Genomic DNA, 13,483 nt, shown 5'->3' with positions numbered 1-13,483 from the left:
ATCCAGAGGTGCGAGGCGGTCATCCCTTTTTCGCGATCTCGTAGCGGATGTAGCGGCTCCGCATCCAGCGGTAGGCGAACAGGTCGGCGGTGGGGCCGAGCAGCCGGTTCCACAGGTGGTACTTCGACTCGCCGGCCACGCGCGGGAAGTGGCGCACGGGCACCTCCTTCACCTTGCCGCCGTCGAGCTGCACCAGCGCCGGGAGGAAGCGGTGCATCCCCTTGAAGAACGGGATGCGGCGGGCCACGTCGGCGCGGATCACCTTGAGCGGGCAGCCGGTGTCGCTGGCGCCGTCGTGGGTGAACGAGCGCCGGATCGCGTTCGCGATGCGGGAGGACAGCTTCTTCACCAGCGTGTCCTTGCGCTTCACCCGGACGCCGGTGACGAGCTCGTGGTCGGCCGCGAACGGCATGAGCAGGTCGAAGTCGTCGGGCGAGGTCTGCAGGTCCGAGTCGATGTAGCCCGCCCAGCGCGTCTCCACGTGGTCGAAGCCGGCCTTGAGCGCGGCGCTCAGGCCGGAGTTGCGGGCCAGGTGGAGGAAGTGCAGGCGCGGATCCCGGGCGCAGAGCGCCTCGATCATCGGGCCGCTCCGGTCGCGCGACCCGTCGTTCACGAACAGCACCTGCGCCGGCGTGGAGGTGCGGTCCAGGTACGCGGTCAGCTCGCGGCCGACGCGCTCGAGGTTGTCCTCCTCGTCGAAGACCGGGACGATGATGGTGAGCGTGGGGTCCATGGGCCTCGGGCTCCGGCGACGCGCGGCGCTAGGGGCGCCCGGCCGTGGCGCGCGCGCCCGGCTCGCCCCCGGGCGCGGCGGCCTCGCCGGGGCGGGCGGCCGGGCCGCGGATGGCGGCGGCGTTGAGGGGGAACAGCAGGATCATCGCGAACAGCCAGGTGGCGCCGAACTCGAGCAGCTCGTCCCGCTCGCGCGACGGCACCAGCGCGATGAACGCGAAAGCCGCCACCACCGCGATCACCTGGCGCACGCGGGGGACGGGCACGGCCCAGGCGTCCACCAGCCGCGCGAACGCGGCCCGGCGGCGGTAGGCCCAGGGCAGCACCAGCAGGAACAGCGCGGCCGCGACCGTGAAGAGCTGGGAGAAGACCAGCTTGTTCACCTTCACGCCGTCCACCACCAGGTTGTGGAGGTTGGTCTCGTGCTGCGCGTTGTGGCTCTGGAAGAAGTCGGGGCTCTGGATGCCGAGGAGGCGCTGGCCCCAGCTGATCTCCTCGCCGGCCGCGAAGAAGCACAGCAGCGTGAGGCCGATCCAGGTGAGGCGGTGGAGGCTCGGGTTCCCCGCCCCGGGGCGGCGCGCGGTGACCGCGGCGATCCCGGCGCCGACCAGCAGCGCGACGGCGGTGGCCCACTCGATGGGCCCGTCCTCCACGGCGTAGACCTGCTCGAACCAGTGCACGTCCACGATCGCCGCCGCCAGGCCGACCAGCATGCCCACGGCGACGAGGACGTAGACGGCGAGCTCCAGGGGGTGACGCTTGTCCGTGTCCACGTTCGAGTCCTGCTGCGAGGGTGAGGGGCGGGCGCGCCGCCCTGCCGCAGCCGCGGCGGATACTACGTCGGCCCCCTGCCCGGATCCACGTCGGCGGGGGCCAACGCCCCGCCGCCCGCGGGGCGCCGCGAGGCATGCCCCGGATAAGCGAAAACCCCTGGGGTCGCCAGGGGTTTCGAGTGAGCGCGGAAGGAATCGAACCTTCAACCTATGGATTAAGAGTCCATTGCTCTGCCAGTTGAGCTACGCGCCCGATGCATCTCGGGATGGCCGAGGGGCGCCGTATTAGCAGCGTCCCGGTGGGCTGTCAACGACCTCCGGCGCCTTCTGCGCGACGGAATCGCAGCACATCTCAGCACGCCCGGAGGGATTCGAACCCCCGACCCGCGGCTTAGAAGGCCGCTGCTCTATCCGACTGAGCTACGGGCGCGTACGTCGAAGGTTACCTCAGGGCGTCGGGCGAAAAAGTGGGTGAGTAAAGGGGCTCGAACCCTTAACCCCCGGATCCACAGTCCAGTGCTCTACCGATTGAGCTATACTCACCGTAAATCTTCATCTCAGCGCGCCCGGAGGGAATCGAACCCCCGACCTGCGGCTTCGAAGGCCGACGCTCTATCCAACTGAGCTACGGGCGCATGTCACCGGCGCACCCGGCCATCACCATTGCTGTCAAAGAGTCGGGGCGGCCGGATTCGGACCGGCGACCTCCTGCGCCCAAGGCAGGCGCGCTACCAGGCTGCGCTACGCCCCGGAACACCTGCGGTGGCGCCGAGCGCCCCTGAGCCGATCCGAGAACGCCCGTCTCTAGCCGACCCGCCGCCGTCCCGTCAAGCGCCGCGAGCGGCGAGCGTCGCCAGGAGCGGGAGCAGCCTGCGGAACGCCTCACCTCGGTGGGAGAGGGCGTCCTTCTCCTCCGGCGTGAGCTCGGCCATGGTCCGCGCCCCGCTCCCCTCCCCTCCCCGCAGCTCCGCGGCCGGGATGAACAGCGGGTCGTACCCGAAGCCGCCGTCGCCCCGGCGCGCGTGGCCGATCCGCCCGGGGCACGTCCCGGTGACGGTCCCCACCAGCGTCCCGTCCGGACGGGCGAGCGCCAGCACCGCCTCGTACCGCGCGCCGCGGCGCGGGTCGGGGAGGCCGGAGAGCGCCGCCAGCAGCTTGTCGTTGTTCCGCTCGTCGCGGGCGGCCCGCCCCGCCACCGGCCCCAGCTCCAGCTCGGCCACGCCCGCCAGCTCGCACACCGGGCTGGCCGGGCCCTCGGGCTCGAGATCGGACCAGCGGGCGGAGTGGACCCCGGGCGCGCCGCCCAGCGCGTCCACGCACAGCCCGGAGTCGTCGGCGACGGCGTGCAGCCCGGACCAGCGCGCCCAGGCGACGGCCTTCTTCTCGGCGTTCGCCTGGAACGTCGCCCCGTCCTCCACCACCTCCGGGAGCGGCCTGCCCAGGTCGTCGGGCGAGACCACCCGCACCGGCAGGCCCGCCACCAGGCGGCGCAGCTCGCGCAGCTTCCCGGGGTTCGTGCTGCCGAACAGCAGGTCCACGGGGCTCACGGCGTGCGGAGCGCCGCCTCCTGGAGCTCCTTCAGGCGCGACAGCCCCGCCAGCGCCGCGTCGAGCATCCGGTCCAGCTCGGCGCGCGGGAACGGCTTGCCCTCGGCGGTGCCCTGGACCTCCACCAGCGCGCCGTCGCCGGTCGCGACCACGTTCATGTCCACCTCGGCGGTGGAGTCCTCGTCGTAGTCGAGGTCGAGGTGCACCTCCCCCGCGACGATCCCCACCGACACCGCCGCCACGCTGCGCTTCACCGGATCCTGGGCGAGCTGCCGGCGCTTCTGGATGCTGCGCACCGCCTGGACCAGCGCCACGTAGGCGCCGGTGATGGCGGCGGTGCGGGTGCCCCCGTCGGCCTGGATGACGTCGCAGTCGAGCGTGACGGTGCGCGGCCCGATGGCGCGCAGGTCCACCGCGGCGCGCAGCGCCCGGCCGACCAGCCGCTGGATCTCCAGCGTGCGCCCGGTCTGCTTGCCGCGGGCCGCCTCGCGCTGCATCCGCTCGTGCGTGGAGCGCGGCAGCATGCCGTACTCCGCGGTCACCCAGCCGGCGCCGGTGCCGTACACGTGCGGCGGGACCTTCTCGTCCACCGAGGCGGTGCACAGCACGTGGGTGTCGCCGAAGCGCACCAGGCAGGAGCCCTCCGCGTGCTTGGAGACGCGGGGCTCGAGGAGGATGGGACGGAGGTCGAGCTGGCCGCGGCCGTTCTTTCGCATGGCGGCGGGATTAGCACGGGCGCGCCGGGCGCGCCACGCCCACGGGGCGCCGCCTAGCGGCTCGCCCGGAGCGTCTGGGCGCGGTAGGCGGCGATCCCCTCGACGATGGCGCCCGCGACCTGCTCCTGGTACGCCGCGCTGCGCAGCCGGTCACCCTCGGCCGGGTGCGAGATGAACCCGACCTCCAGCAGCACCGCCGGCATGCGCGCGCCGGCGAGCACGTAGAACGGGGCCTGCTTCACGCCGCGGTCCTCGGCCCCGAGCGCCGCGACCAGCCGCTCCTGCACCGCGTAGGCGAGGCGGGAGGACTGCTGCAGGGCCGCGGTGTCCTCGAGGTCGCTCAGGATGGCGGCGACGGGGTCGGACGGGTCCAGCTCGGGCTCGCCGGCCAGCCGGTCGGCGTTCTCGCGGGCCGCCACCGCCGTGGCCGAGGCGTCGCTCGCGTCCGCCGACAGGAAGTAGGTCTCGATGCCGTGGGAGGTGCGGCGCGCCTCGGCGCTGGGCATCGAGTTCAGGTGGATCGAGACGAACAGGTCGGCGCGGATGGCGTTCGCGAGCGCGGCCCGCGCGGCGAGCGGCACCGACGCGTCCGCGGTGCGGGTGAGCACGGCCTTCGCGCCCGTGCGCTTCAGCCGGGCCGCCACGCGCCGGGCGATCTGGAGCGTCAGCTCCTTCTCGCGGTCGCCGCGGGGCGAGACCGCCCCCTCCTGCTCGCCGCCGTGGCCCGGGTCGATCACGGCGACGAAGCTCGGCCCGCGGGCGGCGGTGAGCGCGAGCAGCGCGGCGGCGAGGTGCGCGATCACGGCCGCGCATTGTAGCAGGAGCTACGGGACGAGCTCGATCCGCGGCGGGTCGCCGGGGAGCACCTCTCCCACCTCCACCGCCGCGACGCCCGCCGCCCGGAGCGCCTCGAGCACCGCGCCCGCCCGGGCCCCGTCCACCGCCGCGAGCAGCCCGCCGTTGGTCTGGGCGTCGGCGAGCACCGCCGGGAGCGCCTCCGCCACCCCGGGCGCCACCCGCAGCGCGGGCGTCACCCAGGCCAGGTTCGCCTTGGAGCCGCCAGGCAGCACGTCCTTCGCGGCGAGGTCGAGCACGCCCGGGAGCACCGGCACGGCGCCGGCGTGGAGCCGGAGCGCGACGCCGGAGCCCTCCGCCATCTCCCAGGCGTGGCCGAGCAGGCCGAAGCCGGTGACGTCGGTGAGCGCGCGCACCGCGCCGCTCTCCGCCAGCGTCTCGCCGGCGGCGCGGTTCAGCGCGGACATGAGCTCGATGGCCGCGTCGATCATGGGGGCCGGCGCGATGCCGCGCTTGATGGCGGTCGTGATGATGCCGGAGCCGAGCGGCTTGGTGAGGAGCAGGCGGTCTCCCGGCCGGGCGCCCACGTTGCGGAGGACGCGGTCCGGGTGGACGAGGCCGGTCACGGCCATGCCGTACTTGGGCTCGGGGTCGTCGATGCTGTGGCCGCCCAGCACCGGCGCGCCCGCGAGCCGGGCCACCTCGGCGCCGCCGCGCAGCACCTCGCCCAGCATCTCCATGGGCAGCGTCTTCACCGGCCAGGCGACCAGGTTGAGCGCGAACAGCGGCTTCGCGCCCATGGCCCAGATGTCCGAGAACGCGTTGGCCGCGCCGATCCGGCCGAACCAGTACGGGTCGTCCACCACCGGCGTGAAGAAGTCCACCGTCTCGACCACCGCCCGCTCCGCGTCGAGCGCGTACACGGCCGCGTCGTCGCGGGTCGAGTGGCCGACCAGCACCCTGGGATCGTCGACGACCGGGAGGCGGCGCAGGACCTGCGCCAGATCCGCTGGGCGGATCTTGCAGGCTCAACCGGCCCCGTGGCTCAGGCTGGTCAGCCGGACGGTCTTCTCGGCCTCGCTCATGGCCGGGACATATCGTCCCCGGCGCCCCGCGGCAACGAGGACGCCGCCGCGCGCGCCCGCAGCCCCGTACGCGCGGCGCAGCCGCGCCCGCGGGGACCTCGCGCGCACCCGCGTCAGCGGGCGCGCGAGGTCACGGGACCCGCGCAGCAGGGTGGGGCCCCGCCGAGCTCCGCTCGGTGGGGCGGGGCGCAGCCCCGTTACGACTGCCCGGCGGCCAGTTGCAGGTACATCTCGGCGTTGCGGTTGCCGGGCGAGATCTCGAGCACGCGCTGCCAGTGCCCGACCGCCTCGTCCTTGCGACCGACCGTGAACAGCGACAGGCCCAGGTTGAGGCGCGCGAGCACGTAGCTCGGGGCCTGGCGGACCGCCTCCTCGTACTCGGCGATGGCCGCCTCGCGCTCCCCGGCGTCGCGCAGCGCGCCGGCCAGCTTCGCGCGGATGTCCACGAACGCCGGCCCGAGCGCGAGCGCGCGCCGGTACTCGGCGATCGCCTCCTGGTACAGGCCGGAGGAGAGGTACACGTCGCCGATGTCGGCGTACATGTTCGCGAGCTTCCCCTGCACGAAGCGGTCGAGCTTCCCGTGCTGGGCGCCCGAGCGCGACAGCGCGTGGCGGTACGTCTCCTGCGCCTCGCGGTACTTGCCGGTGTCGTTGTAGGTGACGGCGAGGTTCAGCGCCGCGTCGGTGTAGCCGGGGTTGATGCGGAGCGCCGCCTCGAAGGCGCGCAGCGCTTTCTGGTACTGCCCCTGGTCGTGGTAGATGACGCCGAGCATGTTGTACACGTCGGCGAACGACTGGTTCTGCTCGACGACCTCGGTCAGGTATTGCTCGGCGAGCCCGTAGTCCTTCTTGAGGTAGTAGCCGCGTCCGAGCGCGAGGGCCTGCTTCAAGGTGTCGTCCATGTCGGGGCCTCCCGGCGCGGGAGTCTACACCAGACCGCGCCGCGCTCAGAGTCGGCGCGTCACAGCCCGTCCACGAAGCGCCAGCGCTCGCCCTCGCGCGCGAGCACGTAGCGGGCGCGGCGGCGCTCCGGGTCGCGGCCCTCCCGGACCAGCTCGTAGTCCTCGCCCACCTCGGCGCGGTCGCGCTCCACCCGGATCTGCCAGGCCGCGATCCGGGCCCGCGCGCCCGCCGCCGCGGCGAGCTCGGCCCGGAGCCGCGCCCCCAGCGCCGCGCGATCGCCGGCGTGGGCCTCCGCGACCAGCCGCTCCAGCGCGGCCGCGTCGCCGGCGTTCCAGGCGTCCTCGCGGCGGAACAGCGCCGTCAGCACGCCGCGCAGGCCCGCGAACTGCTGCCCGTCGCCGCACCAGAGCGCGATCGAGCAGCGGGTCATCCCGAACGCCTCGCGCCCGACGTAGGAGACGTCGGCGCGCTCGTCGCGCCAGGTCACCCGCCCGTCCGCCTCCACGATGGCGAGCACCGAGGCGCGGTCGCCCTCCACCTGCACCGCGACGTCCGCGAACCGGACCGGGACGAGCTCGGCGGTGCCGCCGGACTTGAAGCCGTAGACGTCGTTCAGGTGCGCGCGGTCCTGGTGGCGGAGCGCCTCGCGCACCTGCGTCTCGGGGCTGGCGGCGGAGATGGCGAGGTCCGCGCCGGCGAACCGGTCCCAGTAGCGCCACAGCAGCAGCGCCGCGATCGCGGCGAGCGCCAGGGGCACGAGGTAGGGCGCGCCGACCTTCGCGGCGCGCGCGCGGCGGCGCGCGGCGCGGGAGCCTGGGGAGAAGGGCGGCGGTCGCGCCGGCGGGGGCGCGGGCGGCTCAGCGGATCGAGGCAGAGCTTCTCGGCCTCGGCCCGGCGCGCGTCGCCCGGGTGCTTCACGATGAGCTGCTGGAGCGCCTTCCGGGCGCGGTGCTTCTCGTCCATCTTCAGGCAGGCGCTGGCGAGCTTCCAGAGCGCCTCGGACTCGTGCCGGGACCCCGGGTACCTGTCCACCAGCGTCTCGTAGCGCCCCGCGGCGCCCGCCCACAGCGAGCGCTTGTAGTAGTACTCGGCCACGTACCACTCGCGCGCCGCCAGCCGGGTCTGCGCCTCGGCCAGCACCTTCTTCGCCTCGGGCAGGTACTTCGACTGCGTCCGGGTCTGGACGAAGTCGGTGAGCACCTGCACCGCCTTCTCGGCCTGCCGCTGGTCCTTCTCCGCCGCCGGCGGGAACAGCGCGAACTCGCCGGGCGCGTCCTTGAAGTAGGACAGGCCGGAGCGGTACTCGGCGTAGTCCACGTCCTCGTGGGTGGGGTGGAGCTGGACGAACTGCTTGTAGGCCTCGGCGGCCTCCAGGTACCGGTCCTGCTTGAACTTCACGTCGGCGAGGCGCAGCTCGGAGAGCGCCGCGAACTTCGAGAACGGGTACTTCGTCTTCACGAACTCGAAGAACTTCACCGCCTCGGTGAAGTTGTCCGCCTTCAGCTCGTCCATGCCGGCCTGGTAGTTCTCCTCGGGCGTCTTCCCGAGCTTCAGGCTGCCGGTGAAGGTGGTGTGCTTGGTGCCGCACGCCGCGAGGGCCACGGCGGCGGACAGGGCGGCGGCGAGGGCGAGGTTCCGGCGCATGGGGCCCGGAAGATAGCAGAGGCCCGGCCGGCGCGCAGTCGTTCCGGGGCGGGGGCCCCGGGGCTCGGGGCTATCCGTCCTGGTCCTCGTAGACGCCCAGCGCCCTGGCCACCACCGGCCCGGAGAAGCCGCGCCCGAGCAGGAAGCGCGACAGCCGGCGCCGCCCGGCGGCGTCGAGGTCCGCGAGCGGGCGCCCCCGCGCCCGGCGCTCCGCCAGCGCGCGGCACAGGGCCAGCTCGGCGGCGCGCGGATCCTCCCCCGCCTCGCCGGCCAGCGCCGCGGCGACGGCCGCCCGCGCCTCGCCCGCCCCGATCCCCTCCCCCACCAGCCGGCGCTCGGCCATGCGCGGCCCGAGCCTGCCGCCCGCGACCAGCGAGCGCGCCCGGGCCCGGGCGTAGGCGGCGTCGTCGAGGTAGCCCAGCCGGCGGAGCCAGGCGACGGTCTCGTCCGCCTCGCCCTCCAGCCCGTCGCGCGCCAGGCGCGCGCGGACCTGCGCCTCGGTCCGCATGCGGGACGCGAGCTGGCGGAGCGCGATCGCCTTGGCGCGCGCGAGCGGGGTCTGCCCGGGGGACGGCACGGGGGCGCGGCGCTAGAAGCGCTCGATCTGGAAGTCGTCGTCCGGTCCGCCCTGGCCGCCGGCGCGGGGCGCGGCGGCGGGCCGGGGGGCGGCCCCGGGCGCGAGGCGGCCCAGCGCCGCGCCGGGCGCGGGGCGCGGCGCGGCGGGCTGGCCGGGGGCGGCGGCGCGGGGGGCGGTGCCGGCCTCGGCGGGCTTCTCGAACGAGTCCCACTTCGAGTCGGAGGTGCCGCTCACGCCGGAGACGCGCAGCGCGAAGTCGTCCGGGTTGGTGGCCTGGCGCAGCGCCTCCTCGTAGGTGATGAGGCTCGAGCGGAGCAGCGCCATCAACGACTGGTCGAACGTCTGCATCCCGTAGGTGGTGTGGCCCTGCGAGATGGCGTCGGAGATCTCCTTCGTCCGGTCCTTGTCCTCGATGAGCTCGCGGACGCGCCCCGTCGCGAGCAGCACCTCGATGGCCGGGACGCGCCCCTTCCCGTCGGCGCGCGGCACCAGGCGCTGCGAGATCACGGCCTTCAGCACCGAGCCGAGCTGCAGGCGCACCTGCTTCTGCTGGTAGGGCGGGAACGCCGAGATGATGCGGTTGATGGTCTCGGTGGCGTCGAGGGTGTGCAGGGTGGACATCACCAGGTGGCCGGTCTCGGCCGCGGTGAGCGCGGTCTCGATCGTCTCGAGGTCGCGCATCTCGCCCACCAGGATGACGTCGGGGTCCTGCCGGAGCGCGCTCTTCAGCGCCTGCCCGAAGCTCATCGTGTCCACCCCGACCTCGCGCTGGTTCACGATCGAGCGCTTGTCGCGGATGAGGAACTCGATGGGATCCTCGATGGTCATGATGTGGCAGGTCTCGGTCGCGTTGATGTGGTCGATCATCGCCGCGAGCGTGGTGGACTTGCCGGAGCCGGTGGTGCCGGTGACGAGCACCAGGCCGCGCTGCTCCCCCGCGACCTTCTCCAGGATCTTGGGCAGCATGAGCTGCTCGATGCTCTGGATCCGGAACGGGATGACGCGGAGCACCACGCCCAGGGTGCCGCGCTGCTGGAAGACGTTCACGCGGAAGCGGCCGAGGCCGGGCACGCCGTAGGCGAGGTCCACCTCGTTCGTCTGCTTGAACTTCTCCTTCTGGTACTCGTTCATGATCCCGAAGCCCATCCGCGCGATCTCCTCGGGCGGCAGGCGGCGGGCGTCCTTCAGCGGCACCAGCGAGCCGTCGACGCGGAACATCGGCGGGAGGCCCGCCTTCAGGTGGATGTCCGAGGCGCCGGCGCGGAGCGCGACCTGCAGGATCTCGTTGAGTTCCATCGCGGGGGCGAGGGTAGCATTCGTGATCCGGCGGATCCAATCGGACGGCCCCCGCGCGCGGCGCCTATGTAGGCGCGCGTGAGCGGCGCCCGGCCGCGGGCGCGCCCCCGGCCTCCCCGCCCGGACCGGCGCCGCGGCGCCCCGCCCGCGCCCGGCGCAGCACGTCGCGCAGGGCGTCGCGGCGGACGGCCGCCGAGGCGGCGCCGACGGCGAGCAGCGTCAGCACCGTGGCGGCATGGGTGAGCACCGCCAGCGCGGCCGCGTCCGCCGGCCCGGCCCCGAGCCGGCGCGCGCCCAGGGCCGCGAGCGCGTAGTACACGCCGGTGCCCACCGGCAGGCCCGGGGTGAGCTGGCCGAAGGTGACGAGCGCGAGGATCACCGCGCCGCCGGCGAGCGGGGCGGCGACGCCGGACGCGGCGAGCGGGAGCGCGTAGGCCGCCGCCGCGGCGAGCGGCGGGAGCGCGCCGGCCGCGAGCGCACGGGACAGCCGGGCCGGCGCCGCCAGGCCGCGGATCCCCTCGGCCCCGGCCGCGACCAGCCCGGCCCAGCGCGCGTGGCGCGGCGCCAGCCGGCGGGCCGCCCCCGGGCCGAGGCGGGCCAGCGCCACCGCCGCGGCGGCCAGCGCCGCCACCGCCGCCGCGCCCGCGAGCGCGGCCCCGCCCGCGCCGCCCCCGCGCGCCGCGGCGGCGGCCGCGCCGAGCGCCACCACCGCCGCGAGCTCGAGCAGCTTCGCGACGAGCTGCGACGCCAGCGCCGCCCCGAACGGCCGCCCGGTGAACCGCGCCAGCAGCGCCGCGGCGGCGGCCGGGCCGAGCTTGCCCGGCACGGCGTTGTGCACGAGCGCGCCGAGCGCGGTGGCGTGGTACGCGTCCGCCCAGCGCACGCGCGCCGGCGCGAGCGCGGCCCGCCACACCAGCGCCCGCAGCGCCGGCAGCGCGGCGGTGATCCCCGCGAACGGGACGAGCCAGCGGGCCTGGGCCGGGAGCTCGCGGGCGAACGCGCCCAGGTCGAAGCGCGGGGCCAGCGCGGGCGCGCCGCCGCGCCACTCGGGCCGGAAGAACACCAGCGCGACGAGCACCGCCCCGCCCGCCGCGGCGGCCGCGAGCACCACTCCCCGTCCGGCGCCGCCCCGCTGCGACATGCCGGCAAGGTCGTCATCGCGACGGCCCGCGCGCCCGGGCCCGGACCGCGTCCCCGTGCCCAACCTTCGGGCATGCGCCTGAGGACGGACGGAGTGCTGGCGAGCGCCTTGCCGGTCGCGCTCGGGGTGGCCCTGGGCGGCCACCTCTCGCGCCGGCTGCGCCGGCAGCAGCTCGCCCGCCGGTTCATCCGCCTGGCGGACGACGTGCCGCTCGACGTGCTGCTCGAGCGCGAGGTGGGCGTGCCGGTGCGCGAGGGGAACGAGGTCGCGCTGCACGCGGACGGCTCGATCTTCGACGCGCTGGAGCGCGAGATCCGGTCCGCGCGCGAGTCGATCCACATCTGCGAGTTCATGTGGCGCGGCACCGGCGATCCCTCGGACCGGATCGGCCGCGCGGTGCTCGAGCGGCGCCCGGGCGTCGCCTGCCGGATCGTGCTCGACTGGTTCGGCTCGAAGCGCTTCGACCCGGCGCTGGAGCGCCGCCTGGTGGCGAGCGGCTGCGAGGTCCGGCGCCACGCGCCGCTGCCCGACCCGTTCCGCTGCAACCACCGGCGCGTGCTCGTGTTCGACGGGCGCACCGCGTTCGTGGGCGGCTTCGGGATCTGGAAGAGCTGGCTCGGGAACGGGGTGGGCGAGGAAGGCTGGCGCGACACCGCCGCCCGGGTGCGTGGGCCGGCCGTCGGCGATCTGCAGCGCGCCTTCGACGACAGCTTCCAGGCGGCGGGCGGCCAGCCGCTCCCCGCCGCGGCCTACCCGCGGCTCGCGACCGCGGGGCCGCACCGCGTGGCGGTGGTCGCGTCCACGCCCGCCTGGGCCCGCGCCACCCTGGCGGCGCGGATGAGCTACGCGCTGCTGGCGTCGGCGCGCCGCCGGCTCTGGATCGCGAACTCCTACTTCGTGCCCGATCGCTCGCTCCAGGACGTGCTGCTCGCCCGCGCGCGGGCGGGGGTGGACGTGCGCGTGCTCGCGCCCGGCCCCTGGCACGACGTGCCGCTGGTGCAGGCCGGGCAGCGCCGGACCTACCGGCGGCTGCTCGCGGGCGGGGTGCGGGTGTTCGAGTACGCCGCGTCGATGATGCACGCGAAGACCATCCTCGCGGACGGCGCCTGCGCGATCGGCTCGACCAACATGGACTCGCAGAGCCTCTCGTTCCTGTGGGAGACGTCGATCGTGACCGACGCGCCCGAGGCGGCGGCCGGGCTGGCGCGGCGCTTCGAGCTGGACCTGACGCGCTCGTACGAGATCGAGCCCGGCGCGTGGCGGCGGCGGCCGGCGGCGATGCGGCTCCGCGAGGCCGGCGCCGCGGTGGCCGAGCCCTGGCTCTGAGCGATCCGCGCCCCGGACGCACGACGGCCGGCGCCGCGTCGCCGCGGGCCGGCCGTGAGCGTCCCGGAGGACGGAGCGGCTAGCGCTTGGAGAACTGGAAGCGCTTGCGGGCGCCCGGACGGCCGTACTTCTTGCGCTCGACGGCGCGCGCGTCGCGGGTCATGAAGCCGGCCTTCTTGAGGACCGGGCGGTACTCCGGGTTCAGCTCGACCAGCGCGCGGCTGATGCCGTGGCGGATCGCGCCGGCCTGGCCGGAGAGGCCGCCGCCGGCCGCGTTCACGAAGACGTCGAGCTTGCCCATCTGGTCGACCAGCTTGAGCGGCTCGACCAGGATCATCTTCGAGGTCTCGCGGCCGAAGTACTCGTCCATCGAGCGGCCGTTGATGGTGATGTTGCCCGTGCCGGGGACGAGCCGCACGCGCGCGACCGCCTCCTTGCGACGGCCGACGGTCATGTTCGCCTGGGTAGCCATGTGCGATCGTCCTTACTGAGCGAGGCTCAGCGCCTCGGGCTTCTGCGCCGCGTGCGGGTGCGTGTCGCCCGCGTAGACCTTGAGCTTGGTGAGCATCTGCCGGCCCAGGTTGTTGCGGGGCAGCATGCGGCGGACGGCGTTCTCGATGATCTGCTCGGGGTGCCGCTCGCGGAGCTTGTTCATCGGCGTCTGCTTCGCGCCGCCCGGGTGCATGGTGTGCGTGAAGAAGACCTTGTCGGTCTCCTTGTTGCCGGTGAAGCGGACCTTCCCGGCGTTCACCACGACCACGAAGTCGCCGGTGTCCATCGAGGGGGTGTACGCCGGCTTGTGCTTGCCCTTGAGGATCGAGGCGATGCGGGTGGCGGCGCGGCCGACGGTCAGGTCGGTGGCGTCGACGACCCACCACTTCCGACCGTTCAGGGCCTCTGCGCGGGTGGCGCTGTGCGTGGTGCCTTTGGACATGGATAAACCTGCGG

Annotated in this window: 15 protein-coding genes and 5 tRNA genes; 1 reads left to right on the top strand and 19 read right to left on the bottom strand. The window is 74.7% G+C overall.

The genetic code is table 11. The features are described 5' to 3' along the window. Positions 1-19 precede the first annotated feature (19 nt). From ACOQFB_RS03640 to ACOQFB_RS03560, 17 genes are all read right to left on the bottom strand, one after another. On the bottom strand, positions 20-733 hold the full coding sequence (locus ACOQFB_RS03640; RefSeq protein ID WP_421608659.1) for a glycosyltransferase: 714 nt from the start codon (positions 731-733) through the stop codon (positions 20-22). A 28-nt stretch (positions 734-761) separates the two neighbouring features. Further along, positions 762-1,505 (bottom strand): hypothetical protein, encoded by a 744-nt coding sequence (locus ACOQFB_RS03635; protein WP_421608658.1) that lies wholly within the window; start codon positions 1,503-1,505, stop codon positions 762-764. Between the two features lie 180 nt (positions 1,506-1,685). Next, positions 1,686-1,758, bottom strand: a tRNA-Lys gene (locus ACOQFB_RS03630). Between the two features lie 103 nt (positions 1,759-1,861). Next, positions 1,862-1,935 (bottom strand) — tRNA-Arg (locus ACOQFB_RS03625). Positions 1,936-1,975: 40 nt separating this feature from the next. Beyond that, a tRNA-His gene (locus ACOQFB_RS03620) sits at positions 1,976-2,048 on the bottom strand. An 18-nt stretch (positions 2,049-2,066) separates the two neighbouring features. Then, positions 2,067-2,140: transfer RNA gene (locus tag ACOQFB_RS03615), tRNA-Arg, on the bottom strand. A gap of 42 nt (positions 2,141-2,182) precedes the next feature. After that, positions 2,183-2,256, bottom strand: a tRNA-Pro gene (locus tag ACOQFB_RS03610). A 76-nt stretch (positions 2,257-2,332) separates the two neighbouring features. After that, positions 2,333-3,052 (bottom strand): non-canonical purine NTP pyrophosphatase, encoded by a 720-nt coding sequence (locus tag ACOQFB_RS03605; RefSeq protein ID WP_059437408.1) that lies wholly within the window; start codon positions 3,050-3,052, stop codon positions 2,333-2,335. Further along, the gene (gene rph / locus ACOQFB_RS03600; RefSeq protein ID WP_059437409.1) at positions 3,049-3,768 is read right to left on the bottom strand and encodes a ribonuclease PH; all 720 of its coding nucleotides are present in this window, start codon (positions 3,766-3,768) and stop codon (positions 3,049-3,051) included. The genes ACOQFB_RS03605 and rph overlap by 4 nt, the downstream gene beginning before the upstream one ends. Before the next feature lie 53 nt (positions 3,769-3,821). Further along, positions 3,822-4,571: an N-acetylmuramoyl-L-alanine amidase family protein gene (locus tag ACOQFB_RS03595; RefSeq protein ID WP_421608657.1), complete on the bottom strand. Its 750-nt coding sequence runs from the start codon at positions 4,569-4,571 to the stop codon at positions 3,822-3,824. A gap of 21 nt (positions 4,572-4,592) precedes the next feature. After that, positions 4,593-5,648, bottom strand: a complete 1,056-nt coding sequence (selD, locus tag ACOQFB_RS03590; protein WP_082100191.1) for a selenide, water dikinase SelD — start codon at positions 5,646-5,648, stop codon at positions 4,593-4,595. Positions 5,649-5,845: 197 nt separating this feature from the next. Continuing rightward, positions 5,846-6,550 (bottom strand): tetratricopeptide repeat protein, encoded by a 705-nt coding sequence (locus ACOQFB_RS03585; protein ID WP_059437412.1) that lies wholly within the window; start codon positions 6,548-6,550, stop codon positions 5,846-5,848. 59 nt (positions 6,551-6,609) lie between these two features. Then, entirely contained in the window at positions 6,610-7,203 is a 594-nt protein-coding gene (locus tag ACOQFB_RS03580) for a nuclear transport factor 2 family protein (RefSeq protein WP_494492454.1), read from the bottom strand. Beyond that, positions 7,164-8,195 (bottom strand): outer membrane protein assembly factor BamD, encoded by a 1,032-nt coding sequence (locus tag ACOQFB_RS03575; protein WP_494492453.1) that lies wholly within the window; start codon positions 8,193-8,195, stop codon positions 7,164-7,166. Before ACOQFB_RS03575 ends, ACOQFB_RS03580 begins: the two co-directional genes overlap by 40 nt. A 70-nt stretch (positions 8,196-8,265) precedes the next feature. Continuing rightward, positions 8,266-8,772 carry a regulatory protein RecX gene (locus tag ACOQFB_RS03570; RefSeq protein WP_059437415.1) on the bottom strand — a complete coding sequence of 169 codons (507 nt, stop codon included), beginning with the start codon at positions 8,770-8,772 and terminating at the stop codon, positions 8,266-8,268. Between the two features lie 12 nt (positions 8,773-8,784). Continuing rightward, a complete protein-coding gene (locus ACOQFB_RS03565) occupies positions 8,785-10,068 on the bottom strand; it encodes a type IV pilus twitching motility protein PilT (RefSeq protein ID WP_421608655.1) in 1,284 nt (427 codons plus the stop codon). Positions 10,069-10,132: 64 nt separating this feature from the next. Next, complete coding sequence (locus ACOQFB_RS03560) at positions 10,133-11,209, bottom strand: lysylphosphatidylglycerol synthase domain-containing protein (protein WP_421608654.1); 1,077 nt, start codon at positions 11,207-11,209, stop codon at positions 10,133-10,135. Positions 11,210-11,281: 72 nt separating this feature from the next. Here ACOQFB_RS03560 and ACOQFB_RS03555 point away from each other — a divergent pair, with 72 nt between their 5' ends. Next, entirely contained in the window at positions 11,282-12,535 is a 1,254-nt protein-coding gene (locus tag ACOQFB_RS03555) for a phospholipase D-like domain-containing protein (RefSeq protein WP_059438994.1), read from the top strand. A gap of 79 nt (positions 12,536-12,614) precedes the next feature. Here ACOQFB_RS03555 and rpsI read toward each other — a convergent pair whose 3' ends face one another. Then, entirely contained in the window at positions 12,615-13,007 is a 393-nt protein-coding gene (gene rpsI, locus ACOQFB_RS03550) for a 30S ribosomal protein S9 (RefSeq protein WP_059438995.1), read from the bottom strand. Between the two features lie 12 nt (positions 13,008-13,019). Continuing rightward, positions 13,020-13,469, bottom strand: coding sequence for a 50S ribosomal protein L13 (rplM, locus tag ACOQFB_RS03545; protein WP_059438996.1), 450 nt, complete (start codon positions 13,467-13,469; stop codon positions 13,020-13,022). Between the last annotated feature and the right edge of the window lie 14 nt (positions 13,470-13,483).

This window comes from Anaeromyxobacter sp. Red801, from assembly GCF_049201065.2.
Taxonomy (GTDB): domain Bacteria; phylum Myxococcota; class Myxococcia; order Myxococcales; family Anaeromyxobacteraceae; genus Anaeromyxobacter.
Note: the sequence above shows the minus strand (reverse complement) of the source record. Positions and strands in the feature narration are given on the sequence as shown.